21 protein-coding genes and 1 pseudogene are annotated in these 25,380 nt (G+C 64.7%); 12 read left to right on the top strand and 10 right to left on the bottom strand.

Translation table 11 applies throughout. The features are described from left to right. Both ACEVQ6_RS13235 and ACEVQ6_RS13230 read left to right on the top strand, forming a co-directional pair. Positions 1-355, top strand: a 355-nt coding sequence (locus ACEVQ6_RS13235) for an EamA family transporter (protein ID WP_374889465.1), incomplete at its 5' end; no start/stop codon positions are given. Positions 356-641: 286 nt separating this feature from the next. Next, entirely contained in the window at positions 642-1,016 is a 375-nt protein-coding gene (locus ACEVQ6_RS13230) for a hypothetical protein (protein ID WP_374889464.1), read from the top strand. A 257-nt stretch (positions 1,017-1,273) separates the two neighbouring features. Here ACEVQ6_RS13230 and ACEVQ6_RS13225 read toward each other — a convergent pair whose 3' ends face one another. The 3 genes from ACEVQ6_RS13225 to ACEVQ6_RS13215 are packed head-to-tail and all read right to left on the bottom strand — an operon-like array spanning position 1,274 to position 4,786. Further along, positions 1,274-2,281: an ABC transporter permease gene (locus tag ACEVQ6_RS13225; RefSeq protein ID WP_374889463.1), complete on the bottom strand. Its 1,008-nt coding sequence runs from the start codon at positions 2,279-2,281 to the stop codon at positions 1,274-1,276. Then, positions 2,278-3,861, bottom strand: a complete 1,584-nt coding sequence (locus ACEVQ6_RS13220; RefSeq protein WP_374889462.1) for a sugar ABC transporter ATP-binding protein — start codon at positions 3,859-3,861, stop codon at positions 2,278-2,280. Before ACEVQ6_RS13220 ends, ACEVQ6_RS13225 begins: the two co-directional genes overlap by 4 nt. Next, the gene (locus tag ACEVQ6_RS13215) at positions 3,851-4,786 is read right to left on the bottom strand and encodes a sugar ABC transporter substrate-binding protein (RefSeq protein ID WP_374889461.1); all 936 of its coding nucleotides are present in this window, start codon (positions 4,784-4,786) and stop codon (positions 3,851-3,853) included. Before ACEVQ6_RS13215 ends, ACEVQ6_RS13220 begins: the two co-directional genes overlap by 11 nt. Before the next feature lie 424 nt (positions 4,787-5,210). On the opposite strand from ACEVQ6_RS13215, the gene ACEVQ6_RS13210 reads away from it, so the two are divergent. The 4 genes from ACEVQ6_RS13210 (at position 5,211) to ACEVQ6_RS13195 (ending at position 8,771) form a co-directional block, all read left to right on the top strand. Continuing rightward, a complete protein-coding gene (locus ACEVQ6_RS13210) occupies positions 5,211-5,993 on the top strand; it encodes an SDR family NAD(P)-dependent oxidoreductase (protein WP_374889460.1) in 783 nt (260 codons plus the stop codon). Between the two features lie 92 nt (positions 5,994-6,085). Then, positions 6,086-6,988 (top strand): NAD(P)-dependent oxidoreductase, encoded by a 903-nt coding sequence (locus ACEVQ6_RS13205; RefSeq protein WP_374889459.1) that lies wholly within the window; start codon positions 6,086-6,088, stop codon positions 6,986-6,988. Then, a complete protein-coding gene (locus ACEVQ6_RS13200; protein WP_374889458.1) occupies positions 6,981-8,327 on the top strand; it encodes an MmgE/PrpD family protein in 1,347 nt (448 codons plus the stop codon). Before ACEVQ6_RS13205 ends, ACEVQ6_RS13200 begins: the two co-directional genes overlap by 8 nt. A gap of 33 nt (positions 8,328-8,360) precedes the next feature. Beyond that, positions 8,361-8,771, top strand: coding sequence for a carboxymuconolactone decarboxylase family protein (locus tag ACEVQ6_RS13195; protein ID WP_374889457.1), 411 nt, complete (start codon positions 8,361-8,363; stop codon positions 8,769-8,771). A gap of 75 nt (positions 8,772-8,846) precedes the next feature. On the opposite strand, the gene ACEVQ6_RS13190 is transcribed toward ACEVQ6_RS13195, so the two are convergent. From ACEVQ6_RS13190 to ACEVQ6_RS13165, 6 genes are all read right to left on the bottom strand, one after another. Continuing rightward, complete coding sequence (locus ACEVQ6_RS13190) at positions 8,847-9,635, bottom strand: SDR family NAD(P)-dependent oxidoreductase (RefSeq protein ID WP_374889456.1); 789 nt, start codon at positions 9,633-9,635, stop codon at positions 8,847-8,849. Between the two features lie 27 nt (positions 9,636-9,662). Beyond that, positions 9,663-10,640, bottom strand: coding sequence for an ABC transporter permease (locus ACEVQ6_RS13185; protein WP_374889455.1), 978 nt, complete (start codon positions 10,638-10,640; stop codon positions 9,663-9,665). Positions 10,641-10,725: 85 nt separating this feature from the next. Next, a complete protein-coding gene (locus ACEVQ6_RS13180; protein WP_374889454.1) occupies positions 10,726-12,258 on the bottom strand; it encodes a sugar ABC transporter ATP-binding protein in 1,533 nt (510 codons plus the stop codon). A 13-nt stretch (positions 12,259-12,271) separates the two neighbouring features. Further along, positions 12,272-13,594, bottom strand: a complete 1,323-nt coding sequence (locus ACEVQ6_RS13175; protein ID WP_374889453.1) for a sugar ABC transporter substrate-binding protein — start codon at positions 13,592-13,594, stop codon at positions 12,272-12,274. A gap of 347 nt (positions 13,595-13,941) precedes the next feature. Next, the gene (locus ACEVQ6_RS13170) at positions 13,942-14,820 is read right to left on the bottom strand and encodes an N-acyl homoserine lactonase family protein (RefSeq protein ID WP_374889452.1); all 879 of its coding nucleotides are present in this window, start codon (positions 14,818-14,820) and stop codon (positions 13,942-13,944) included. A gap of 12 nt (positions 14,821-14,832) precedes the next feature. Beyond that, the gene (locus tag ACEVQ6_RS13165) at positions 14,833-15,315 is read right to left on the bottom strand and encodes a hypothetical protein (protein WP_374889451.1); all 483 of its coding nucleotides are present in this window, start codon (positions 15,313-15,315) and stop codon (positions 14,833-14,835) included. Between the two features lie 161 nt (positions 15,316-15,476). On the opposite strand from ACEVQ6_RS13165, the gene ACEVQ6_RS13160 reads away from it, so the two are divergent. The 3 genes from ACEVQ6_RS13160 to ACEVQ6_RS13150 all read left to right on the top strand — a co-directional run bounded on the left by ACEVQ6_RS13160 (position 15,477) and on the right by ACEVQ6_RS13150 (position 18,355). After that, on the top strand, positions 15,477-16,520 hold the full coding sequence (locus tag ACEVQ6_RS13160; RefSeq protein ID WP_374889450.1) for a LacI family DNA-binding transcriptional regulator: 1,044 nt from the start codon (positions 15,477-15,479) through the stop codon (positions 16,518-16,520). A 160-nt stretch (positions 16,521-16,680) separates the two neighbouring features. Next, a complete protein-coding gene (locus ACEVQ6_RS13155) occupies positions 16,681-17,526 on the top strand; it encodes an SDR family NAD(P)-dependent oxidoreductase (RefSeq protein WP_374889449.1) in 846 nt (281 codons plus the stop codon). A 37-nt stretch (positions 17,527-17,563) separates the two neighbouring features. Further along, complete coding sequence (locus ACEVQ6_RS13150) at positions 17,564-18,355, top strand: N-acyl homoserine lactonase family protein (RefSeq protein ID WP_374889448.1); 792 nt, start codon at positions 17,564-17,566, stop codon at positions 18,353-18,355. 201 nt (positions 18,356-18,556) lie between these two features. Here the strand turns inward: ACEVQ6_RS13150 and ACEVQ6_RS13145 are convergent. Next, a pseudogene (locus tag ACEVQ6_RS13145) lies at positions 18,557-19,710 on the bottom strand (IS3 family transposase). 427 nt (positions 19,711-20,137) lie between these two features. On the opposite strand from ACEVQ6_RS13145, the gene ACEVQ6_RS13140 reads away from it, so the two are divergent. The 3 genes from ACEVQ6_RS13140 (at position 20,138) to ACEVQ6_RS13130 (ending at position 25,254) form a co-directional block, all read left to right on the top strand. Further along, complete coding sequence (locus tag ACEVQ6_RS13140) at positions 20,138-21,253, top strand: efflux RND transporter periplasmic adaptor subunit (RefSeq protein ID WP_374889447.1); 1,116 nt, start codon at positions 20,138-20,140, stop codon at positions 21,251-21,253. Beyond that, entirely contained in the window at positions 21,253-24,384 is a 3,132-nt protein-coding gene (locus tag ACEVQ6_RS13135; RefSeq protein ID WP_374889446.1) for an efflux RND transporter permease subunit, read from the top strand. The genes ACEVQ6_RS13140 and ACEVQ6_RS13135 overlap by 1 nt, the downstream gene beginning before the upstream one ends. Before the next feature lie 282 nt (positions 24,385-24,666). Beyond that, positions 24,667-25,254, top strand: a complete 588-nt coding sequence (locus ACEVQ6_RS13130) for a TetR/AcrR family transcriptional regulator (RefSeq protein WP_374889445.1) — start codon at positions 24,667-24,669, stop codon at positions 25,252-25,254. Positions 25,255-25,380 lie beyond the last annotated feature (126 nt).

Below are 25,380 nucleotides of genomic sequence, written 5' to 3'. Positions count from 1 at the left end.
GCAAAGGTGTGCAGCGGTTTTGCGAAAAGACACGCGTAAAAACAAAGACCTAAAGCGTACGAGCGAATCTGAAAGATCGCGACACGCTTTAGGCCGGGCGCGCGAGACGCCGTTCGCGCCGCGCTCCCTCGGCCTGGCGCTCGCCTCCGCCTTCTTCGGCACGACGCTCGGCATGTCGCTGCTGATGGCCGCGCTTCATGAGGGCGATGTCGGCATCGTCGCGACGCTCTCATCGATGACGCCGGTCGTCGTGCTGCCGATGGTCTGGCTGAGAACCGGGGAGCGGCCCCCGGCCCGGGCCTGGCTCGGCGCCGCGCTCGCGATCGCCGGCACGGCGCTGATCAGCCTGCGCTGACACCGGTCTCTCGAACGTTTGAAGCGATTGCGCCAGGCCTGGGAGAACGTCCAGCGGAAACGGGTCGGAACCAGGTCTGTTCAAAATCCTGCTCTCAGGTCGAACGGACCGTGAACTCTCGTCGCGAACCGGCATGATGGTCTGGCCTGCTGATCGCGAATGTCCTCGCCGTCGCCGAAACGCTTATGCATCGTTGCGGACACCCTGCTTCTGTTCATCGCTGAGCGTGAACGGCCGGCCGAGCGTCTTGCCTTCCGACTTGGCGCGCTTGAGGACCGGACCGACCTTGTTCCGCACCCAGTCCGGCGGAAGACACGGACCTGGTCACCAGCGTGACGAAGACCTTTGCGTTCAACAAGGCCGGTCAGCTCGCCGGCATCCGGTCGGCCTCCGTGCCTCAGAGGGCAGCCACATCTACGACTACCTGTCGCGACGGGTATCACATGCGCTTCTGATCAGCGGCGTGACGTTGCATTCGGTTCATGACCTCGATGGCAACGTTATCGCCGAATATGACAGCGCCGGCACGCTGCTGCGGGAATATGCGTGGTTGGAGGAACGGCCGCTGGCGGTGGTCGCCGACGCCGGCACGGTGACGACGTGTCGATGTCGCGTGAATTTTCCCCAGAAGTGCCGAAGTAGAATTCCCCATTTATGCTGAAAAATGACCTCGCCCTGAAAATGCTGCCACTCGAAATCGCCCATCAAAAATCTCGCTGAATATCACCAGCGTTCTTTCCCGAACGAATGGATTTTTTGCCAAAGGGGCCAACTTTTCGTCAGGATGGCGGCACATCGCCTGATCCCTGCAGGACTGCGCTGCAGCGGGAGCGTTTCCGAGGCCTGTCAGATGGAAGAGAGATCTGCTCAAAGCCGCAAACGGCGACCGGTGCGATTGCCGTCCGATGATGACGAAGCCTACCGGTTGCCCGAGGCATATTGCCGGGCAAGGGCCGACATGCCGACGGCGAGTACGAGAATGCCGCCCTTGAAGATCGGCTGGAAATAGGTCGGGGCGCCGAAGATGCTCAGGCCGTTGAAGCCAACGGCGAGGATCAGCACGCCGACCAGCGTGCCGACGATGTGGAATTCGCCGTCGCGCAACGTCGCCGAGCCGAGGAAGACGGCGGCGAAGGCATCGAGCAGGTAGCCGTCGGCGGCCGCCAGCGTGCCGCTGCCGAGCAGGGCCGACAGCAGCGAGCCGGTCAGCGCCGAACAGAAGCCGGCGGTGGCGAAGGCAAACAGTTTTATGCGCGCCACATTGATGCCGGCGAGCCTTGCTGCTTCAGCATTGCTGCCGACGGCCTGCATCCGCTGGCCGATCTCCGTCTTGTTGAGGATGATCCACAGCACCAGGAGCACGATCGCCATGATGATGACGGGGCGGGGGATGCCGAAGGTGCGGCCGACGGCCATCATGACGAAATCGCGCGGCACGCCGGCGGCGATCGGGAAGGAACTGTAGGCAAAGCCGATGCCGGCGAGCATGGTGCCGATGCCGATGGTGGCGATGACGGCGTTGATCCTGACCTTTGTCACCAGCAGGCCGCTGACCGTGCCGATGGCGGTGCCGAGCGCCAGCACGAGCATCATGCTGACGAGGATCGGCAGGCCCTGGTTGGCCATCAGTCCGCAGACGATCAGGCCGCAGAAGCTGGCGACATTGCCGATCGACAGATCGAACTCGCCGACGACGAGCGTATAGGTGAGGCCGGAGGCGATGATCGCCGTCAAAGATGCCTGGCTGAGGATGTTCAGCAGGTTGGCGCGGGTGGGAAAGGTTCCCGGCGCATTGATCGAGAAGAAGACGATCATCAGCACGAGGCCGAGGATGGTGCCGTAGCGCGAGACGAAATTGAGGACGCCGCGCGTCCACTGGCCGTTCTGCAGCGCGCCCCGCCGGATGTTGCCGACTGCCTGTGTCATGTCTCACTGTCTCCGCTGGCCGGATGCTCCGCATAGCTCAGAGCGATGATGTTGGATTCGGTGATGGCGGCACCTTCGAGTTCGCCGGTGACGCGGCCCTCGTGCAGCACGACGACGCGGTCGGCGAGCACGGTCAGTTCCTCGACATCGGAGGAGATGACGATGATGCCGATGCCCTGCCGCGCCAGCCGGCGGATCGCCGCGTGGATTTCCTCGCGCGCGCCGATATCGACGCCGCGCGACGGCTCGTCGAGGATCAAGAGGCGCGTGTCCTCGCCGAGCCAGCGGCCGATCACCGCCTTCTGCTGGTTGCCGCCGGAGAGGCCGCCGATCCGCTGATCGGGTCCGGCTGTCTTGATCTGCAATTCGCCGATCAGGCTTTTCGCCCGTGTGTTGGCCTTGCGGTTGGAGACGAAGGGCAAGAGATCGATGCTGCGCAGCCGGCGAAGCGCGGCGACATTGATGTTGTCGGCGACGGATTTCTGCAGCATCAGCGCCTGCGAGCGGCGCTCTTCCGGCACCAGCGCGACACCCATCTTGACAGCGTCGGCGGGCGACGCCGCCAGATAGGGCTTGCCGTGGAATTCGAACCGGCCGGCATGCGGATGGTGCACGCCATAGATCAGCTGCGCCAGTTCGGTGCGCCCGGCGCCGACGAGGCCGGCGAGCGCGAAGACTTCGCCGGGATGGACATCGAAGCTGACATCGGTGACGGCGCTGCGCCAGGAAATGTTGCGGGCGGAAAAGACCGGCTGGCTGTTGCGCACCGTGGCTTCGCGCGCGGCGCGCGGCGCGACGACGGCGTCGCGGCCGATGATGGCGCGCACCAGCCCTTTCTTGTCGAGTTCACCGCGCGAGGCGGCACTGACGATCCGCCCGTCGCGCATGACGGTGATGCGGTCGCAGAGGTCGAGGACCTCCTCGAGACGATGCGAGACATAGAGGATGGCGACACCCTGCGCCGCGAGTTCGCGCACAATGCGGAAGAGCTGCTCGCTTTCGGCCGGCGACAGCGAGGCGGTCGGCTCGTCCATAGCGATCAGGTTCGCTTTGCGCACCAGCGCCTTGGCGATCATCACCAGCCAGCGCTGCGCGACATTGAGGTCGGACACTTTCGTGTCGAGCGAAAAACCGATGCCGACGCGCCGCGCGGCCTCTTCGGCCGGCACGCGCGAGCGCTTCCAGTCGATCAGGCCGAAACGCGTCTGCTTGGGCATGCCGAGCAGCATGTTCTGCAGCGCGGTGAAATGCGGGATGAGGTTCAGTTCCTGATGGACGAAGCCGAGGCCGGCCCGCTCCGAGCTCGACGTCGACCCTTGAGTCAACGGCCTGCCGTCGATCAGGATCTCGCCCTCATCCGGCGTGGTGACGCCGGCGAGGCAGCGGATCAGCGTCGACTTGCCGGCGCCGTTGGCTCCGACGAGGCCGTGGACCTGGCCGGCCTCGATATCGAGGTCGACACGGTCCACGGCAAGCTCGCCCATGAATTGCTTGGTCAGGCCGCGAATCTTGAGCCACGGCGCGCGGGCCTGCGCAGTCACAGGCCCGCCCACGCCGGAGGCGTCGCTCCTACTGAGCATTCGGATGCTCCGCGAGGAAGCTGTCGACATTCTCCTTCGTCACGACGACGCCGGGGATCTCGATGACCTTCGGCGTCCAGGTGCCGGTTGCCGCCTGCGACTCCAGGATCGCCTGGAATACGGCCTTGCCTTCCTCGAAGGCCGGCTGCCAGACGGTCGCGGTCAGGTCGCCATCCTTGACGAGCTGCAGCGCCTGCCGGCTGCCATTGATCGACACGGTCGTCACATCGGTGCGGGCGGACTGGCGCAGCGCCGCAACGGCCCCTTGCATCGGCTCGTCCCAGCAGGACCAGATCGCCACCGGATTGCCGCCTTCGGGATGGCCGGTCAGGAAGGCCGACGCGATCGCGTTGCCGTTCTGTACCTGGCCGGGCACCGTCACCTCGTTATAGGTGATGTCGAGCCCTTCCTTGCCGGCGACGCCCTGTTCGAAGGCGACGCCGCGATCGAGGCAGAGTTTGCCGGGATGGAAGGTGATCGCGAGGATGTCGGCCGGTGCCTTCACCGTGTCCAGCAGGTATTTGACCGAATCCTCGCCGACCGTCAGGCCGCTGGTGGTGACGACGATGCCGTCGACGATCTCGCCGCCCCAGGTGGCGACGGGGATCTTCGCATCCTTCGCCGCTTCGAGGCCGGAGCTGATCGAGCTGCTGGCGAAGGCGAGCACGAAGATGGCGTCGACCCCTTGCGTGGCAAACGACTTCATCGCCGCGTTCGCCTGGTCGGCGCTCGCCTGCGTGTCGATCACCTTGACCTCCCAGCCGGCCTTCTTCGCCTCTTCCGTCGCACCGCCGATCACCTCGATGTTCAGCGCGTCGTTGGCGATCAGGGCGACGATGCCGAGCGTCTTCGTTTCCTGCGCCTGGGCGATGCCAGACGCCATGACCGACACGGCAAGCGTCAGGCCCATCAAAAGTCGCTTCATAGGTTCCTCCATTCGATGACCGGCCCCCTCCGGGCCTTGATCCGGTTCTTGCGCCTTGCCGCCCGGCAGCCCGCCGGCTACATCCGCCTGCCTGAAGCAGGGGTGCAGCAATAATGATACCGGTATCATTAAACGAAAACATTGCCGGTGCAAGGGCGGCGACCGGGCTTTTCCGTAAAATTTCGTCGATGGTGGCGCGGGATGCTGGAGGCAAGTCCGTCATGTCGAATTATTATGCTGTATTTGCTTGTTAATTTCTGACTTCTCCGAACAGGTCCGCTGCGGTGCGACAAGGCAGATTCGATCTCGACACATCGCATGAACTGTGCCATCAGATGTTACCGGTATCCAAATCCGTCCCATCCACACGGACCAGCGCCATGCGTGCGGCCACGATGCGACGGCGGCATGAAGGAGGAACACCATGCAGGTCACCTATGATTTCTCGTCGAAGAACGTGCTTCTGATCGGCGGCACCACGGGCATCGGCCGGGCGACGGCGCTTGCCTTCGCCAAGGCGGGCGCAGAGCTCTTCGTCGCCGGCATCGGGCAGGAGAAGGGCGACAGCCTGAAGCGCGAGATCGTCGACGCGGGCGGCGTCTGCGAGTTCGCGGAGGTGGACGTGCGCGACCCGAAGGCGATGCGGGCGCTGCACGAGCGCGCCTTCGAGCGCTTCGGCCGCATCGACGTCGCCTTCAACAATGCCGGCGTGCCGGGCAAGACCGCACCCGTCCACGAACTTGACGACGACGACTACAGCCTGCTGATGGACGTGAACCTCAAGGGTATCTTCCACGGCCTCAGGCATCAGGTGCCGCACATGATCGAACAGGGCGGCGGCGCCATCGTCAACACCTCGTCGCTGTTCGGCGTGATGGGTTTTGCCACCACCGCCGTCTATTGCGCCAGCAAGTGGGGCGTGATCGGCCTGACCAATTCGGTGGCGCTGGAAGTTGCGCGGAAAAACATCCGCGTCAACGCGATCGCGCCCGGCAGCGTGATGACGCCGCTGCTTCAGGGCATGTTCGGCAGCGAGCAGGGCGCCAAGGACACGGTGCTGCCGCTGATCCCGATGGGCCGCATCAGCGACCCCGCCGAAATCGCCCAGCTGGTGCTGTTCCTGTCGTCGGATGCTTCCTCCTTCATCACCGGCCAGGCCGTGGTGATCGATGGCGGCGGTTTCGTCGCCGGCGCCGACCAGCTCTGAGTGCACCCGGCGCGGCAACGCCACCCTTTCAACACCGGCTTGCCGCCGGACAGGCGGGGCAAGACCCCGCCGACCTCGTGATGGAGACGAAAATGACCTTGCCTCGGCTCGGATTTGCAGGGATCGGCCGCATGGGCGCGCCGATGGTCGGGCGGCTGCTCGATGCCGGCTACGCCGTCAGCGTGTTCGACACCAATGCCGACGCGGTCGCGGGCCTTGTCGCGAAAGGCGCGACGGCGGCGGCATCGCTTGCATCGCTGGAAGCCGACATCGTGCTTCTGTCGCTGCCGACGCCGGAGATTGTCGAGACAGTGGCGCTCGGCACGGGTGGCCTGTCGTCGATCGACGGCAAGCTGATCGTCATCGACCTCTCCACCACCGGCCCGCGTGTCTCGCGCACGGTCGCGGCGGGATTGGCGGAGAGCGGCAAGGCCTTTGTCGATTGCCCGGTCAGCGGTGGCGTCGCCGGCGCGGAAAAAGGCTCGCTGGCGCTGATGGTGGCCTGCCCCGCCGATCTCTACGAAGAGGTTCGGCCGATCCTCGAGGTGATCGGCCGGCCGAAGCTGATCGGCGACAAGCCCGGCATGGGCCAGATGATCAAGGTGATCAACAACCTGATGTCGGTGACCTCGCTGACCATCGCAGCGGAGGCGCTGGTGCTCGGTGCCAAGGCCGGGCTCGATCCGGAAGTGATGCTCAGCGTCATCAATTCCGGCAGCGGCGCCAGCAATGCGACGCTCGACAAGGTGCCGAAATATATCATCGGCCGCAATTTCGACTTCGGCTTCGCCATCGGCCTCTCGGCCAAGGACGCACGGCTGTGCCTGGAGGAAAGCGAGGCGCTCGGCGTGCCGATGGTCGTCGGCTCGGCGGTGCGGCAGATGATCAACATCACCAAGGGCCGCTTCGGCGCGGATGCGGACCTCACCGAGATTATCAAACCGATCGAGGAATGGGCGGGCGTCACCGTCAGCGAGGAACGGCCCCGTGGCTGATAGCGGCGTCAGCCGGCAGCTCGCCCGCTTCGTCACCGGTTCACGCTGGCAGGACATTCCCGAAGAAACCCGGCGACAGGCGTCGCTTGCGGTCCTCAATGTCGCCGCCACCGGCCTTGCCGGCGCGCGCGACGTCGCACTTCGGCGGCTGGGCGCGGCGCTCGCGCCGTTTTCCGGCCCTGCGACCTCGACGGTGATCGGCGCGAAGGACCGGCGCGACGCGCCGACCGCCGCCTTCCTCAATGCGGCCGCGATGAACGTCCATGATTTCGACGACACGCATGAAGGCACGATCATCCATCCGAGCGCGCCGGTCGCCGCCGCGCTGATGGCGGTCGCCGAGACGATGCCCATGACCGGGGCGGACTTCCTGCACGCCTTCGTCCTCGGCACGGAGGTCGAATGCCGGATCGGCAACGCGATCTCGCCCGGCCATTACGATCGCGGCTGGCACATCACCTCGACCTGCGGCGTCTTCGGCGCGGCGGTTGCGGTCGGCACGCTCTTGCGGCTCGACGAGGACCAGGTGCTCTCCGCACTCGGCAATGCCTCGGCGCAGGCCGGCGGCCTCGTCGAAACGCTCGGCTTCATGGCGAAAAGCATCAGCGTCGGCAATGCCGCACGCAATGGCCTGCTGTCCGCCCTTATGGCGAAGGCCGGTGTCGAGGGGCCGCCACGCCCGCTCGAAGGGCCACGCGGCTTTCTGACCGTATCGGCCGATACGGTCGATCTCGACGCGCTGACGCGCGATCTCGGCATCACCTTTGAACTGTCGCGCAATGCGCTCAAACTCTATCCCTGCGGCGTCGTGCTGATGCCCGTCATCGACGCCTGCCTGGCGCTGCGCGACCAGGTCGATCCGGCGGCAATCGACAGCGTCGTCATCACCGGCCATCCGCTGCTGAAGGCGCGCACCGACCGGCCGGCGATCGTGACCGGCCGCGAGGCGCAGGTCAGCGCCCAGCATGCGGCGGCGGCGTCGCTGCTGCGCGGCAGCGCCGGCCTCGACGATTTCAGCGATGCAGCGGTCAACGATCCGGCGGTGGCGTCGCTCCGGGCACGGGTGCAGCCCGTCGCGGTCGATCCGGCCTGCCCGGTCGAGCGCGCCGAGGTTCTGGTGCGCCTTGCCGATGGCCGCGAATGCCGGCACGCCATCGATGCCGCGCGCGGCAGCCTCGCCAATCCCGCCACCGTCGAGGATATCGAGCGGAAATTCCGCACGCTCGCCGCCTGGGGATGCCCTGACGTCAACGCCGAACGGGCATTACAGACGGCGCACGCGCTGGAACATCTCGACGATGCCGCCGACCTGCCACGGGCCTTGAAGCCGGCTCGCTGATACCCTCCATAGGTCCATTGCAAGGAGACGACCATGCGCAAGGAATTCGAAGGCGAAGCCTTTGAAAAAGGCCTGAAGATCCGCCGGGAGGTGCTCGGCGACGCCTATGTCGACAAGTCGCTGAAGGCGGCGGACGATGTGTCCGCGCCGCTGCAGAAGCTGATCACCGAATGGTGCTGGGGCGAGATCTGGTCGCGGCCGGGGCTGGAGCGCAAGCAGCGCAGCCTGCTCAATCTTGGCATGACCATGGCGCTGAACCGCCAGGCCGAATTCCGCCTGCATCTGCGCGGCGCGCTCAACAACGGCCTGACCAGGGACGAGATCATCGAGGTGATCCTGCAGGGCGCCATCTATTGCGGCGCGCCGGCCTCGCTCGACGCGATGAAATCCGCACAGGCCGTGTTTGCCGAAATCGAGGAAGAGAAACGCGCCGCCGGCGCGTAACACCAGGCCGACGGAATCAGAAAAAAGAGCACCGCATCGATTGATGCGGTGCTCTTTTTGCGTGGGGGGTAAGAATTACTCCCCGGCGCCGGCAACGAAGCCGCCGCCGTCGATGACGACGGCCTGTCCGGTGATGAAGGAGGCGGCGTCCGAGGCGAGGAAGAGGACGAGCTGGGCGATCTCGCTCGGATCGGCGATGCGGCCCATCGGCAGCGAGGGCAGAACCGTGTCGCGCGCGCCCTGTTCGCCGCCGAACATGTTGGTGAGCAACGGCGTCATCGTCGAGCCCGGAGCAATCGCGTTGACGCGGATGTTTTTCCGCGCAACCTCCAGCGCAACGGATTTCGTCAGGCCGAGCACGGCCCATTTGCTGGCGCAATAGACCGAGGTCGTCGCATAGCCCATGACGCCGAAGAGCGACGAGGTGTTGACGATGGCGCCGCCGCCGTCGGCCAGCATCAGCGGCAGCTGGTGCTTCATGCCGAGGAAGACGCCCTTCAGGTTGATGTCGATGATCCTGTCGAAATCAGTCTCCGACAGTTCGTGCATCGGCGCGGTCCTGCCGGGAATGCCGGCATTGTTGAAGGCGATGTCGATGCGGCCGAAGCGTTCCTTCGCACCCGCATGGAAACGCTGCATCGCCGCGTCGTCGCGCACATCAAGCTCGGTGAAGCTTGACGTGACCGAGGGGTGGCGGGCGGTGATCTCGGCGACGAGACTTTCGCCCTCAGGCGTGCCAAGACCGGCGATCACCGTGTTGGCGCCGGCCTCGGCGAAGGCGAACGCCGTCGCCCGGCCGATACCGGTGGTGCCGCCGATCACGATCGCGGTCTTGCCGGAAAAATCATAGCGTGCGGTTGTCATTTTGAAGAACCTTGATTTCGAATTGTGTCACTTGACGATGAAGCGGCCACGGCGATCCATGTTGATCGCGACCGCGGCGATGACGCCCGCGCCGAGCACGACGTCCTGCAGGAAGGGGTTGACGCTCGCGAGATTCATGCCGTTCTGCAGCACGGTGATGATCAGCACGCCGAGCAGCGTGCGGTAGGGGCCGCCGACGCCGCCGGTCAGCGGCGTGCCGCCCATGACGACGGCGGCGATCGCCGGCAGCAGCAGCGGCGCACCCATGGCGGGATCGCTGCCGCTGATCCGCAGCATCAAGAGGATGGCAGCGAAGCCGGCGAGAAAGCCTGAAACCATGAAGGCATAGAGCTTGAAGCGGGCAACCGGCACACCGCAGAGCTTTGCCACCGTCTCGCCGCCGCCGATCGCATAGAGATAGCGGCCGAAGCGGGTGCGGTGGGAGACGAACATGGCGATGGCGATGAGCGCGGCCGCCCAGAGCGTGATCGTCGGAATGCCGGCGATCTTGCCGTTAAACACCTGCGCGATCATCAGGTCCGGCGCGAGGCTGACGGCGGAGCCCTGCGTCAGATACAGCGTCATGCCGTTGATGGCGAAGAGCATGCCGAGCGTGGTGAGAAACGAGGGCAGGCGGGCATAGGCGAAGAGAACGCCGTTCAAGGCGCCGATCGCGGCGGCGGCGAAGGGAACGGCAAGCACCGCCCATTCGCCATGGTCGCGCACCAGCACGGCGCCGAGCATGCCGGCCATGGAGACGATCGAGCCGATCGAGAGGTCGATGCTGCCCATGACGATGACGAAGGTGACACCGAGGCTGAGGACCGCGAGCACCGAGGCCTGCTGCAAGACGTTCACACCGTTGCGCAGCGACAGGAAATTCGGATTGAGCGTCGAGAAGATGACGATCAGGCAGAGAAGCGCGATCCAGGGCGCCAGTGCCCGGAGCGGCAGGGTCCGCCCCATCGTCGTGGGGCCTGGCGTGGCGGTTGTGGTGGCAGTCATCATCTGTCCTTGACCTGACGCCGCACCTCAAAGGATCGCGGCGCGACAACAAAAAGGCGTGGCCGGGCAGCCGCGAATGCGGCCCTCACACCATGTGGGCGACGATATCGACCTCGGCGGGCTTGGCCTCGGCAGGGGCCGCAATCTCGGCGGTGACGCGGCCATCGCGCATGACGAGGATGCGGTTCGACAGGCCGATCACCTCGGGCAGATCGTCGCTGACGACGAGCATGCCGACGCCGGTCGCGGCGATGTCGCGGAGGAGTTCGTAGATCTCCTCCTTGGCGCCGGCATCGACGCCGTTGGTGGGATTGTCGAGCACCAGCACCCGCGCGTCGCGCAGCAGCCAGCGCGCCAGCAGCACCTTCTGCTGGTTGCCGCCGCTGAGCGTCGCGATCTGCGCGTCCGCGCCCGCCGTCCTGATCGATAGCCGCGCGATCAGCCTTGCCGCATCCACGCGTTCGCGGGCGAGATCGAGGACGGCGCTTTCGCCCTGCCGGGTGAGGCGCGCGAGCGTCATGTTTTCCGCGACCGAGAGCACCGGGATGACGCCATCGCGCCGGTCTGGCGGCAGGTAGCCGAGGCCGGCATCGCTGACATTAGCCAGATCGATACGTTCAAGCTTCCGCCCGGCGATTTCGATGCTGCCCGTCGCCTCCGGCATATCGCCGGCAAGCGCACGGGCGAGTTCCGACTTGCCGGAGCCGAGAATGCCGGCGACGCCGACGATCTCGCCGCTTCTCACAGTAAGATCGATCGCCTCGAAGGCACCCAGCATGCGGAAATTCTGTACGAAAAGCGCGCAACGCGCGTCCGGCTGGCGCTGGCGTTGTTCGCGGTAAAAAAACTCGCCGCGCTTGCGGCCGACCATGTGCTCGTGCAGCTCGGTTTCCTGCGTGCCTTCCGCCGGCAGCGTCGCGACGACGGCTCCATCCTTCAGCACATGGATGACATCGCAGAGTTCGAGCACTTCGGGCAGCCGGTGCGAAACATAGACGATGGCGGCGCGCTGGCGCACGCGAGCGATCAGTTCCATCAGGAAATCGACCTCGTCGCCGGTCAGCGCCGCCGTCGGCTCGTCGAACAGCATGATCGGCTCGGCGATGCCGAGAAGATCGGCCAGCGTGAAGGCCTTGACGATCTCGATCACCTGCCGGGTGGAGAAATCGAAGGTCGAGACCGGCTGGCGCACATCGATATGGCCGTGGCCAAACTCGGCGAAGATCGCCTCCACCTTGCGGCGCATGGCGCGGTTGTCGATGACGCCGAAGCGGCTGAAGGCCTGTTCGTGCGCCAGCATGACATTCTCGAACACCGAGAGCACCGGCACCAGCGCCAGGTCCTGGTAGATGTGGAACACGCCCGCCTTCGTCGCATCCTCATAGGAGCGGAAGGAGACCTCGCGGCCGTTGACGAGGACGCGGCCCCCGTCCGGCCGGAGATTGCCGCTGACGATCTTCAACAGCGTCGATTTTCCGGCGCCGTTCTCGCCGACGAGGCCGACGACCTGTCCCCGCGACAGGGAGAAGCCGACCCCGTTCAGCACCGGCCGGCCGGAAAAGGCCTTGTCGATGCCGACGAGTTCGAGAACGGCGCTGTGTTCGGGCATGCCCAGCATGGCGTCCGTCCGCTCAGTAGGGGCCGATGACGATCGGGCCGCCATTGCTGGTCAGGTCCCTGACTGCCTGCACCGGGTCGGTCGAGAAGCGCTTGGCGTAGAGCTCGGTGACGCGCTCGAACTCGCCCTTCTTCACGGCGTCCGCATAGGCGGCCGGCAGCTCGTAATTGTCCGGCTTCTTCACCCGCCACGACCAGTGTTCCTCCGGCGGCATCGGGATCAGGAGGTTCTGCGGGTTCCAGTCATCGGGATTGAGCACGCGCGACATTTTCAGGAAGTCGTAGGGGCTCGTCGGGCCGTCGACGACCTCCTGGTATTTCTTCGCCGCTTCCGGCGTATCGAGGATATAGCCGCCGAAGGTCATCATCCGCTCAGGCACGGAAGGCCGCCAGCCATTGATGAAATCGAAGACGGCGACGGTGGAATAGGCGCCGAGCCAGGCGGGCCCATAGGCAAAGGTGCTGAAGGCGCGGCCATCGGCGATCAGCTTGACCATTTCGGGAATGGCGTCGCAGCCGCTGACGAGAACTTTCATGTCGCGCTGTTCGAGCGCGCCGACGACGGCGATGGCGGAATCGTCGTTCGAGACGATGATCGCGTCGATATTGTCATGCGCGGTCAGGATATCGGCGATGACCGGCGCGGTCGTCGTCCGGCTCCAGCCGCCGGGGCGGCGGGCAACCAGCGTCATGCCGGGATAATCCTGCATGGCGAGATCGAAGCCGTGGCCGCGCTCGGCCTCGACCGGATTGCCGAGAATGCCTTCGATATAGACGACATTGCCCTTGCCGCCGAGCTTTTCGAACACCTGTGCGGCGCGGGCGCGGGTCGCGGTGACGTTCGGCGGCGCGTTGAAGGCGACGTAATGGTCGCCGCTGTCGAGCGGCGTGTTCCAGGCGGCCTTGGTATGGTTGTTGACGGTCGGGATCTGCAGCCGGTTGATCAGGCGAAGCAGGTCGATCTCGGAGCCTTCGGAGGCCGCGACCATGGTGATGCCGTCTATATTGAGGTTCGGCGCGTTCTCGACATGGCTCTTCTGGATGTTGACGTCGCCATTGTTGATTTCGCGGGCGGAGGTGATGTTGAGCTTCTCCGCCGCCGCCATCGCGCCACGGTTCATGGCGTTGAAATAGTCGTTGTTCAGCGTGTAGAACGAATCCATGAAGTTGCGCGGCGTGGCAAGCGGATCGCCCGCGGCGCGGGCGCGGGAAAAGCCCGTTCCCGCCAGTGCCGGCGCGAGGCCCGCGAGCGCCAGAAGGCGAAAGAAATCCCGGCGTGTCCTGTCGCTGCCGAGCTTGCCGGCCAGAAGCCCGGCCAGAGTCGTATCGTCGTGCATTGCATCCTCCCAAAGCGCTATCCCGCATGAAGCATGGCGGCTCGAACGCATGTTTGCAACAGAAAAGTTACCGGTATCATTTCACTCGAGCGATATTGTGCGTAGAGCATCCGTCTTCCTCGCAAAGAAGCCTTCATCAAACTCCTGTATAATCATCATAAAATTGGATGAATCAAAAACACCCCGAGAGCCCCTCAGCGTAAATACGGCGTAAAAATGATAGCGATACCATAAATTGCACGCAGCAAGGCCGCCGCGCTCGTTCGCCGGGCGCAGCGGTGGACATCTCATGCGGACTATGCCGTCAGGCCGGTTGGCGGCCGCACAGCGGGATCACGCCGTTCGCGTCACTGAACCCGGCTCGTCTCGCCGGCGCCAAGCGCGATCTCAACGATCTGCAACCGGGCATCGGTGAGCCGCGAGGGATACTGCGTCCGTAGCCGGTCCTCATGCACGGGGATGACGCGCCGGTGCTCGCCGCCCGCATCCTTCAGCATCGCGGCACTGGCGAAGATCAGGTTCGACTGGCTGCCGACGGCCAGCCCGATCGGCACGATCTGCGGATCGCTGGGATCGAGGCCGGTGAAATTGTCCCAGGTGTAGATGAGGTCGCCGGCAAAGACGTAAGTGTCCTCGCTGGCCCGCGCGCCGTCATTGCGCACCGTCACATACATCGAGCCGTAGGTGTGGGTGTCGGCGGCAAGACGCACGTCGATGCCCGGCAGCACGTCGTCCTGGTCGCCGTCGATCGTCTTCAACCGCCCGCTCTGGGCCGCCTCGACCGCCTTGACGATATCGGCGGGATCGCCGCCACCGGTGAGAAACCGGTATTCCGACCCGAGCGACAGCGCCCAGGCCCATTTGTCGAGTTCGCGCTTCTGCACGTAGAAAGTGGCGTTGGGAAACAGGTGTATCGCGCCCATATGGTCGAAATGGGCGTGGGTGATCAGGATATCGGTGACATCCTCGGGCGCGATGCCGCATTCCGCCAGCACCTCGCGCGGCCCGTGATAGTTGGAAACACCATAAGCGTCGGCCAGCGCCTTGCCGTAATTGACATGGTCATAGCCGGTGTCGATCATCACGACGCGGTCGCGACCCTTCAGCAACACGTAGCCATAGGGCAGCTTGCGCGTGCCCTTGTATTGCGGGCCGTAGAGCATGACGCTCAAGGGGAACAACTCCACCGCCGCATATTCCAGAACCCAGATCGAATAGTCGGCCATCAGCCTCTCCTCTCAGCATGCCGTTGCGGAAAACCGGGCCGCCGGCGCCGCGCGGTGCCAGGCGCAGCAGGCCTCGCGCAGATCGACCGTCTCGAAACCCGGCACGATGCGGCCGGCCCGTTGCAATTCGTCCGATGCGGCGCGCAGGAGCGTCGACAGGCGGTCCTGTTCGTCGCGGCCACCGCGCATCGACATGCAGGCGAAAGCCTGCGCGATCGCGCGCTCCAGTGCCGCCGCCGCGCGCGACAGGTGCCGGTGATGATGGGCGGCATTGTCGGGAGGCGACGCTGCGCGAAGGTGCCGCCGCGCATCCGCCATCGTCCGCTCCGCCCGCTCGACCGGAGCGGCACAAAGCGTCGCGCGGCCACTGCCGGTCAAAAGCAGCAGCGCCACGCCGCCAAGCTGCGTCAGCGCCTCCAGCATCCGCTGCTGCGCCGCCTTGCTGTCAGCCCGATAGGCAGACGCGCGCGCGGCGGCGCTCTCCCGATCGCCCATCCCGTCAACTCCTCCCATGCGCGCCTCGTCCCGCGTAGATCCGCCGCTTCTCCGGATTTATGATACCGGTAACGCAATTTCTTCCGTGCCGTCAAGCGGAGTATTGATATTGACGCGCGCAAGCGGGTAAATGATCGGCACCTCATGTGACAGGATCGGGCATGGCGAAGAAGGAAACGGGCGGCAAGAGCCGCACGGGCAGCGGCAGTTCCAGGATGCGCGATGTCGCCGAGCGGGCCGGTGTTTCACCGATGACGGTGTCGCGGGCGCTGAAGGGCACGGGCAAGGTTTCGGCCAAGACCCGCGAGCATGTGCTGGCCGTCGTCCATGACATGGGTTACCTGCCGAACAACCTCGCCAGCAGCCTGTCGTCCAACCGGTCGACGACGATCGGACTGATCGTTCCGAGCATCGACAACTCCATCTATACGCAGACGATCAAGGGCCTGTCCGACGTCCTGCGCCGGTCGGGATTTCAGCTCATGATTGCGGAGAGCGGCTATGATCCGCTTGTCGAGGAGCAGATCATCCTGACCTTTCTCGCGCAGCGGGTGAGCGGGCTGGTGCTGCACAACACCGAACACACGGCCCATGCCATCGCGCAGCTGCGGAAATCCGGCGTCCCGGTCGTCGAGAACGGCAATTTGCCGAGCAATCCCATCGATATGGCGGTCAGCTACTCTAACCGGGATGCCGCCTTCGCCATGACCACCCATCTCGGCCGGCTCGGCTACAAGCAGATCGCCTTCGTCTCGCTGTCCTCGGTCAACAACGAGCGCTCGCGCGACCGCCTGCTCGGCTACCGGGAGGCGCTGCAGGCCATGGGCCGATCCTACGACGCTCGCCTTGTGGTAGAAACAGGACGGGGCCTCGGCGGCGGTGCGGACGCGCTTTCCCGCATCCTGCAGACGGCGCCGGAAACCGATGCGCTGTTCTGCGCCGGCGACGTTCTGGCGGCCGGCGCCCTGTTCGAGTGTCAGCGCCGGTCGATCGCCGTGCCGGGCCGGCTCGCGATCGCCAGTTTCGACGATGTCGACCTGCTGAAGCATGTCACGCCGCCGATCACGACGCTGCGCCTGCCGCGCTACGAGATCGGCGAACGCACGGCGCAGATGCTGCTCGGCCGCATCACCGGCCATGCCGACACGCTCCACGGAAACGTCGTCGACCTCCGCTTCGAAGTGATACAGCGCGAGAGCGCCTGATACGGGTTGCGCATGATCCTGTCGCCGTCTATAGTCGGTTTTGTTACCGGTATCATTTTTATGCGATAACGGTCATGACCGCAAGCGGCGCACGCGACGGGGAGAGGCAGGCCTGCGGCCGTCTCGCCGGCGGCGCGCCATCAACAGAAGCGACCAATAGATGACACAGCCCCCAGAGACGTTCGCGCCCGACCGCTTTCTGCCTGAACGCTCCCTGGATGGCCGCTTCCTGAGCGGCAGGACGGCGCTGGTCACGGGCTCGACGGCGGGCCTGGGGCTCGCCATCGCGCAGGGGCTGGCCGAGGCGGGCTGCAACATCGTGATGACAGGCCTTGCCGAGCCGGCCGAGGTCGAAAGCCAGCGCCTGTCGCTTGCATCATCCGGTGTCGACGTTGCGTATCTGAAGAGCGACCTCACGACCCTCGACGGCGTCGAGTCCCTCGTCGCGCACGCACTCGACCGTTTCGACGGCGTCGACATTCTCGTCAACAATGCCGTCGTGCGCCATTTCGCGCCGATTGTCGGGTTTCCACCGGAAAACTGGGATGCGGCGATCGCGGTCAATCTGTCGGCCGCCTTCCATGCGATCCGGCTGCTGCTGCCGCAGATGCAGGCGCGCAATTTCGGCCGCATCTTCAACATGACCTCCGTCTATGGCAGCCGCGGCACCGTCGATCGCGTCGATTACGTCACGACGAAGGCGGCGCTGCAGGGGCTGACGCGGTCGGTCGCCTTGGAAAATCTCGACTACGACGTCACCTGCCACAGCATTTGTCCGGGCTCGGTGCTGACGCCGGGGACCGAGGGGCGCGTCGTCGAGATCATGCAGTCGCAGGGCGTGGCGCGAGCGGATGCCGAGCGCAGCTTCCTCGCCGGCAAGCAGCCAAGCGGCCGGTTCGTCTCGGCGAAAAGCGTCTCGGACCTCTTGCTTTTCCTCTGCGGTCCGGTGGCGCGCGACATGACCGGTTCGCTGCTGCCGGTGGAGGCCGGCTGGCTGGCGAGCTGACGGATTTTATCCGCGCGACCAAGGGGAGGAGACGGCGATGACGGACATCTACGACATCTATGCGGTACGCTACGGCCATCATTTTCGCCATGCCGCGGCCAATTTCGTCGGCGGCGACCCGCATGACGCGCCGATGCCGCTCGACTATTTCGTCTGGGTGATCAGGGGCGAGAACGGCACCTATCTCTTCGACACCGGCTTCGATGCGGCGATGGCAGCAAAACGCAAGCGCGACCTCGTCCGGCCCGTCGAGGACGGACTGCGGCTGATCGGCATCACGCCGGATTCGGTGCGCGAGATCATCCTGTCGCATCTGCATTTCGACCATTGCGGCAATCACGACCTGTTCCCGAATGCCCGCTATCACCTGCAGGACGTGGAGATGGCCTATTGCACCGGCCGCTGCATGTGCCATCCGGTGCTGCGCCAGCCCTTTGAAGCCGAGGACGTGACGAACATGGTGCGCAAGCTCTATGAAGGCCGCGTCGTCTTCCATGACGGCGTGTCCGAGATCGCCCCCAATCTCATCGCCCACCGCGTCGGCGGCCATTCGAAAGGTTTGCAGATCCTTCGGGTGCTGACACGGCGCGGCTGGGTGGTGCTCGGCTCGGATGCGGCGCATTTCTACGCCAATGTCGAGGAAGCGCGTCCCTTCCCGGTGGTCGAGAGCATCACGGACATGCTCGACGGATACGAGACGATGAAGCGTCTCGCCTCGTCGCCACGGCACATCATCCCCGGCCACGATCCGCTCGTGCTCAGGCGCTATCCCCTCCATCATCCCGATATCGCCGACATCGTCCGCCTCGATCTCGACGCGCTCGGCTGAACGACGCGGAGACGCAAGGCAAGGGCGATCGGGAGGCTGGAAAGGGCTTGTTGCAAAAAAATCCGTGTGTGCGGGAAAGAACGCTGGTGATGTTCAGCGAGATTTTTGATGGGCGATTTCAAGTGGCGGCATTTTCAGCGAGAGTTGGCTCTGTGTGTCTGAGCAATTTCGGGTGTTTCGCTCAGTGGATTTCCGCCTTGATTATGCCGCCGCCATCATGGGTGCCAGCGCGTTGAAGGAGGCCCGATCCGGCGTCTGCCGGTCAAGGGATGAATGTGGACATCGGTTATTGTAAAAGGTCAGATAACGGCCGATGCCAGCGCGGGCCTCGGACATGGCCTTTGTAGGCGTCGAGATAGACCTTTTCGTATTTGATCTACCGCCAGAGCCGCTCGACGAAGACGTTGTCGTGCCACGCACCCTTGCCATCCATCGAGAGGGCGATCTCCGCCTTCTTCAGCAGCGCCATAAAGTCCACCGAGGTAAACTGCGAGCCCCGATCCGTGTTGAAGAATTCCGTGTCGAAGATTTCCGGGTTGCCATGGCGGGCGAGCGCCTCCTCGACCGCTTCGATTCGGAAGGCCGCTTCCATCGTGATCGACGGCCGCCACGACAGGACCTTCCGGCTGAACCAGTCGACGACGGCGCAGAGATAGACAAATCCTCGCGCCATGGGGATGCAGGTCAGGTCGATCGCCCAGACCTGATGGGGCCGGGTGACCGTCAGCTTTCACAGGAGGCAAGGATAGATTTTCTGCCCAGGCGCTGGTTCGGACGTGTTCGGGCGACGACAGATCGCCTCGATGCCCATCTTCTTCATCGGCGTGGCGACATGCAATTGCCGGACCTCCAGCCCTTCTCCCCTCAAGAGCCCTTGCAACATCCGACTTGCGGCAAACGGGCAATCGAGATGCAGCGCGTCGAGCCGCCGCATCAGGGCCAGGTCGCTGTCCGACACGGCGCGCGGAAGATGATAGACGCTTCCACGGCTGAAACCGAGAAACTTTGCCTGGCGCACCACGGATAGCTTGTGTTCGCGGTCGATCATTTCTTTCCGCCCAGCAATCCCGCCTTGCCGAGCGCACCAGACAAAAAATCGTTCTCCAGTGTCCGTTCGCCGATCTTGGCGTGCAGCGTCTTTACATCGACGGTCGGACCAGCCGGCTCCGCCTTGGCTTCATCGCCGAAAACGCCTGTCGCCCCTCAAGGAGCTGGTCTTTCCACTGCTTTATTTGGTTGGCGTGCACGTCAAACTGCTGGGACAATTCCACCAGAGTTTGCTCGCCCCTGATGGCTGCCAGCGCCACTTTCGCCTTGAAAGCCGGGCTATGGTTCCGGCGCGGTCGTCTCGTCATGCTATCTCCTGTTCCCGGCATCTCAGCCGAACTCAGGCAGAAATTCCACTTGTCCCCCCCTGTGCAGATTTATCGAGCCACTTTTGCCTGACGATGCACCGGTGATGACGACAACTTTCTGGCGAGACATGCATGCTCCTCAAAGATGCGGATGGGTCGTCTGACGGGACGACAGGGCGCGAGGGTGCCCGTTTGAGGCTCGGCCCTCTTTGATGTCGACCGACATCAAAATTATATAGATTACATACGAAATCAAAAATCAAGCGGCTTTGGTCTCACCGTTTGATTTTCCCAGGCTTGAAACGCACGCATCTTCGCAGGCGATGCGGCGAAACGTTCGGTGATTTTTTAGATTGCGAATGAAATATAAATTCCTTATTGATTTCGAACGACATCCATTTCATCGGCAATTCTGTGAGGACCAATCATGAAACGCAGTCGGCTCGTTATCGGCGCGATGGCGCTGTCGGCCTCCGCAATCACAGCATTCGCGGCGATCTCCGCATCAACGCCGGCAGAGACCGTGACCGTGACCGATTCCCGCACGGCCGACCTTCTGGTGAGGGTCACGCGGGCTCTCCCGGTCGCGGATGCCGAGCGAAAGTTCACGGGGACGATTGCGGCGCGCGTGCTCAGCAATCTGGGTTTCCGTGTCCCCGGAAAAATCGTCGAACGGCTGGTCGAGGTCGGACAGGTCGTCAAGGCAGGACAGCCGCTGCTGCGCATTGACGACACGGATTTGCGACTGTCGCTCGATGCGCGACGGAACGCGGTGTCCGCCGCCCGCGCGGTTCTGATCCAGGCGGCTGCGGACGAACGGCGATATGCGACTTTGGCCAAGGGCGGGCTGGCCGCGACACCGCAGCGCTACGAACAGGCAAAGGCTGCACTGGACACCGCCCAGGCTCAGTTTTCGATGGCCGAGGCGCAGGCACGCGTCGCCGAAAACGAGGAGGCCTATGCCGTTCTCCTTGCCGGAGCCGATGGAACCATAGTGTCGGCCGCCGGAGAGCCGGGACAGGTGGTTGCCGCCGGTCAGACCGTCGTCCAGCTGGCGCATGCGGGCCCGCGCGAGGCCGTCATCGCCTTGCCGGAAACGATCCGCCCCGTGCTCGGATCGGCTGCCGAAGCCAGCCTCTACGGGAGAAACACACACTGGAGCCAGGCGCGCCTGAGGCAGATATCCGATGCTGCCGATCCCCGGTCGCGCACTTTCGAGGCGCGGTACGTGCTGGAAGGCGATGCGGCAGAAGCCCCCCTCGGCGCAACGGTGACCGTCCGGATCAGCGACGCGCAAAAGCGCCGGGACGTCTCCGTTCCGATCGCCGCCGTGCTCGATGACGGCCGTCGAACCGGTGTCTGGGCGCTCGACGAGGGTGCCACGACAGTGCGCTTCGTGCCGGTCACCATCAGGCAGCTTGCCGGCGACGCCGCCATCGTTACGGGGGTCGACCCCGGGCAGGAGATCGTCGCCCTCGGTGCGCATCGTCTCGCCGACGGCGCCTCCGTCAGGATCGACCGGCAGGCAGGGGCGGCGAACTGATGAACCTCAATCTTTCGGCACTCGCCGTGCGCGAGCGCGCGGTCACGCTGTTCTTCATCGTTCTTCTCGCCGCCGCAGGTGTCTATGCCTTCGTCAACATGGGCCGGGCGGAAGACCCGTCCTTCACGATCAAGACGCTCACCGTCACCGCCGTCTGGCCGGGTGCGACGGCGCGCGACATGCAGAACCTTGTCGCCGAGCCGCTGGAGAAACGGGTTCAGGAACTGACGTGGTACGACCGTGTCGAGACGACGACGAGGCCCGGTTTCGCCTTCCTGACCATCACGCTCAAGGACGGCACGCCGCCGTCGGCCGTGCAGGAGGAGTTCTATCAGGCGCGCAAGAAGCTCGGCGACGAGGCGCGCAACCTGCCGCCGGGCGTGCTCGGTCCCTTCGTCAACGACGAATTCTCCGACGTCAGTTTCGCGCTTTACGCGCTGAAGGCGAAAGGCCTGCCGATGCGCGCGCTTGCGCGGCAGGCGGAGGCAATCCGCCAGGACCTGCTGCATGTGCCCGGCGTCAAGAAGATCAATATTCTCGGCGAGCGGCCGGAGCAGATCTTCGTCGACTTCTCCCATGCGAAGCTCGCGACGCTCGGCGTTTCGGTTCAGGAGATCGCGGCCGCCCTGCAGCGGCAGAATGCCGTGACGCCGGCGGGGTCGATCGACACGAGCGGTCCCCAGGTGTTCATCCGCTTCGACGGCGCCTACGAGACGCTTCAGGCGATCGCCGACACGCCCATCGCCGCCAACGGTCGCACATTCCGGCTCGCCGATGTCGCGGACGTCCGGCGCGGCTATCAGGACCCGGAAACCTATATCATCCGCCATGACGGAGAGCCCGCGATCATGCTCGCGGCCGTGATGCAGCAGGGATGGAACGGACTTGAGCTTGGCGCGGCGCTCGAAGCCCGCTCCACCGCGATCGCGCAGACCCTGCCGCTCGGCATGACGCTCGCCAAGGTCAGCGACCAGGCCGTCAATATCGACGCCGCCGTCGGCGAGTTCATGCTGAAATTCGCCATGGCGCTTGGCGTCGTCCTCTTCGTCAGCCTGGTCAGCCTCGGCTGGCGGGTCGGCATCGTCGTGGCGCTCGCCGTTCCGCTGACGTTGGCCGTCGTCTTTCTCATCATGCTGGAGACGGGGCGGTTTTTCGACCGGATCACGCTCGGCGCGCTGATCCTGGCGCTCGGCCTTCTCGTCGACGACGCCATCATCGCGATCGAGGTGATGGTGGTGAAGATGGAGGAGGGCATGGACCGCATCAGGGCGGCCGCCTATGCCTGGAGCCATACGGCGGCACCGATGCTGTCGGGCACCCTCGTCACGATCATCGGGCTGATGCCGGTCGGCTTCGCCCGTTCCAGCGCCGGCGAATATGCCGGCAACATCTTCTGGGTCGTCGGTTTCGCGCTGATTGTGTCCTGGGTCGTCGCCGTCGTCTTCACCCCCTATCTCGGCGTGAAAATGCTGCCGGACATCAAGCCGGTGGCAGGCGGCCATCATGCCATCTACGATACGCCGAACTACCGGCGGCTGCGCGCCGTCATTCAGCTGACCGTCCGCCACAAATTCGCGACCTGCGCGATCGTCGTCGCGGCCATGGCCCTGTCCGTCGTCGGGATGGGCGGCGTCAAGCAGCAGTTCTTCCCGACGTCCGACCGCCCCGAGGTGCTGGTCGAGGTGCGCATGCCCGAGGGCACCAGCATCGATGCGACCGTGACGGCCGTCGAGAAGATCGAGCGCTGGATCGGCGATCAGCCGGAGGCGCGCATCGTCACCAGCTATGTCGGCCAGGGCGCGCCCCGCTTCTTCTTCGCCATGGCGCCGGAACTGCCCGATCCGGCCTTTGCCAAGATCGTCGTGCTGACGCCGGACGCCGAGGCGCGCGAGACACTGAAACATCGGCTGCGCGATGCACTGTCGGACGGCCTCGCTCCCGAGGCGTTCGTGCGCGTGACCCAGCTCGTGTTCGGCCCCTACACGGCATTCCCGGTCGAGTTCCGCCTGACGGGCCCCGACCCCGAGCAATTGTACCGGATTTCCGGCCAGGCCCTCGAGATCATGAAGGGCGTCGCCGACGTGCGGCAGGCAAACCGCGACTGGGGCAACCGCACGCCCGTCGTCCGCTTCGTTCCCGATCAGGAGCGCCTGAACCTCATCGGCCTTTCGCCCGCCGAGGCGTCGCAGCAGTTGCAGATGCTCGTCAGCGGCATTCCGGTGACCGAGATGCGCGAGGATATCCGCAATGTTCCGGTCGTGGCGCGCAGCGCCGGCGAAAGCCGACTGGATCCGGCACGGCTCGCCGACTTCTCACTGATCGGACGGGACGGCCAGCAGATACCGCTCGACCAGATCGGCCGCCCGGAGGTTCGCTTCGAAGAGCCGATCCTGAAACGGCGCGACCGCATGCCCATCATCACGATCCGCTCCGACCTCAGCGAGGCGACGCAGCCGCCGGAGGTCTCGAAACAGGTGCTCAAGGCCCTGCAGCCGTTGATCGCGTCGCTGCCCGTCGGTTATCGCATCGAGATGGCCGGAAACATCGAAGAGTCCGTCAAGGCGAACGATGCGCTCGCCAAGGTCTTCCCGGTCATGATCACGGCGACGCTCATCGTCATCATCCTGCAGGTGCGCAGCCTGTCGACGATGACCATGGTGATGCTGACGGCGCCACTGGGCCTCGCCGGGGTGGTCCCGATGCTGCTCGTCTTCGACCAGCCCTTCGGGTTCAACGCCATCCTCGGCCTGATCGGGCTCGCGGGCATCCTGATGCGCAACACGCTGATCCTGACGGAGCAGATCAAGGAGAACCGGTCAGCCGGCCTCGACGACTATCACGCGGTCATCGAGGCCACGGTGCAGCGCACGCGCCCGGTCATCCTGACCGCCCTTGCCGCCGTGCTGGCCTTCATTCCGCTGACCCATTCCGTGTTCTGGGGATCGATGGCCTATACGCTGATCGGCGGCACGGCGGTCGGCACGGTGATGATCCTGCTGTTCCTGCCCGCGCTCTACGCCGCCTGGTTCCGCATCAGGCCGACAGGCGGGGATGCGGTTGCGCCGGCGGCAGACACGCATGAACCGGCCCCCATGCATCCGATGATGATCCTGCCGAAAGCGGCGGAGTGAACAAGAGAGAGAAGAATCCGAAAATGATGGTGAGGGTATCATGCTGAGACGACTGCTTGCGAGATGGAAGCTCTGGGAAACGCCTTGGAGGGCCTGGACGATCCTCACGCCGTGCCGCTGGATCGGCTGGAGGAAAGGATGCGGCAGATCGAGGACGAATTGAGGATCAATCCGGCCTGTCTCCACATATGCGCATCCATGACCGGTTGCATCGACACGAAATAGATTGCAATCAAACTCTAAATAGGCCATCTATGTAAGACAATCTGACAGGAGACACAGATGAGGGTCAGTCGCGCGCAGGCGGAGGCAAACCGCGAGCATGTCATCAGCACGGCAAGCCGGCTGTTCCGCGAGCACGGTTTCGACGGCATCGGCCTCAAGGACCTGATGAAGGGTGCCGGCCTGACGCAAGGCGGCTTCTACAAGCAGTTCGCCTCCAAGGACGATCTCATCGCCCAGGCATCGCGACGGGCGATGGAAAGCGCCACCTGCCGATGGTCGTCGGCTGCCGCGGGGCGCAGCGATCCGCTCGAGGCCGTGGCCGACTTCTATCTGTCGACCGCCCATCGTGACGAGAAAGGCGACGGCTGCCCGCTCGTCGCACTTGGCGCGGACGCGGCACGCCAGACGGGAGACATCAGGGAGCCGTTCCAGGACGGCATTCGCGCGCATCTCGAAATCCTCGAGACAATGATAGCAAATCGAGAGGGAGCCGCGCCGGATGCGAAGGCCATGGTGATGCTGTCCCTGATGGTCGGGGCGGCCACCTTGTCGCGCATCGTCACGGATGAGGCCATGTCGCAGCGTCTCCTCGAAACGGCGTCCGCGGAGGTCAAACGCATCGCCGCATCGAAGGCCCCGGCCTGATCCATTGGCCCTGGATCGTCGCGGCATGACCGGTCGACGGGGGTGTCTGCCAATTTGGGGCTGAAGCCCCTCCGCTCGCACGGCGACGCGGGTCGATACGTCGTGGACGCGCACGACCGACAGGAG

Origin of the sequence: Ensifer soli, assembly GCF_041928815.1 — a bacterium.
Lineage (GTDB): Bacteria > Pseudomonadota > Alphaproteobacteria > Rhizobiales > Rhizobiaceae > JBHFEI01.
This window is presented reverse-complemented; position numbering and strand designations above follow the sequence as displayed.

Coding starts and splice junctions, on each gene's coding strand:
- ACEVQ6_RS13190 (WP_374889456.1), bottom strand. CDS start 9,635: ATGACAACCGCACGCTATGATTTTTCCGGCAAGACCGCGATCGTGATC.
- ACEVQ6_RS13215 (WP_374889461.1), bottom strand. CDS start 4,786: ATGAAGCGACTTTTGATGGGCCTGACGCTTGCCGTGTCGGTCATGGCG.
- ACEVQ6_RS13140 (WP_374889447.1), top strand. CDS start 20,138: ATGAAACGCAGTCGGCTCGTTATCGGCGCGATGGCGCTGTCGGCCTCC.
- ACEVQ6_RS13210 (WP_374889460.1), top strand. CDS start 5,211: ATGCAGGTCACCTATGATTTCTCGTCGAAGAACGTGCTTCTGATCGGC.
- ACEVQ6_RS13160 (WP_374889450.1), top strand. CDS start 15,477: ATGGCGAAGAAGGAAACGGGCGGCAAGAGCCGCACGGGCAGCGGCAGT.
- ACEVQ6_RS13195 (WP_374889457.1), top strand. CDS start 8,361: ATGCGCAAGGAATTCGAAGGCGAAGCCTTTGAAAAAGGCCTGAAGATC.
- ACEVQ6_RS13175 (WP_374889453.1), bottom strand. CDS start 13,594: ATGCACGACGATACGACTCTGGCCGGGCTTCTGGCCGGCAAGCTCGGC.
- ACEVQ6_RS13185 (WP_374889455.1), bottom strand. CDS start 10,640: ATGACTGCCACCACAACCGCCACGCCAGGCCCCACGACGATGGGGCGG.
- ACEVQ6_RS13170 (WP_374889452.1), bottom strand. CDS start 14,820: ATGGCCGACTATTCGATCTGGGTTCTGGAATATGCGGCGGTGGAGTTG.
- ACEVQ6_RS13135 (WP_374889446.1), top strand. CDS start 21,253: ATGAACCTCAATCTTTCGGCACTCGCCGTGCGCGAGCGCGCGGTCACG.
- ACEVQ6_RS13205 (WP_374889459.1), top strand. CDS start 6,086: ATGACCTTGCCTCGGCTCGGATTTGCAGGGATCGGCCGCATGGGCGCG.
- ACEVQ6_RS13180 (WP_374889454.1), bottom strand. CDS start 12,258: ATGCTGGGCATGCCCGAACACAGCGCCGTTCTCGAACTCGTCGGCATC.
- ACEVQ6_RS13130 (WP_374889445.1), top strand. CDS start 24,667: ATGAGGGTCAGTCGCGCGCAGGCGGAGGCAAACCGCGAGCATGTCATC.
- ACEVQ6_RS13150 (WP_374889448.1), top strand. CDS start 17,564: ATGACGGACATCTACGACATCTATGCGGTACGCTACGGCCATCATTTT.
- ACEVQ6_RS13165 (WP_374889451.1), bottom strand. CDS start 15,315: ATGGGCGATCGGGAGAGCGCCGCCGCGCGCGCGTCTGCCTATCGGGCT.
- ACEVQ6_RS13155 (WP_374889449.1), top strand. CDS start 16,681: ATGACACAGCCCCCAGAGACGTTCGCGCCCGACCGCTTTCTGCCTGAA.
- ACEVQ6_RS13220 (WP_374889462.1), bottom strand. CDS start 3,861: ATGCTCAGTAGGAGCGACGCCTCCGGCGTGGGCGGGCCTGTGACTGCG.
- ACEVQ6_RS13225 (WP_374889463.1), bottom strand. CDS start 2,281: ATGACACAGGCAGTCGGCAACATCCGGCGGGGCGCGCTGCAGAACGGC.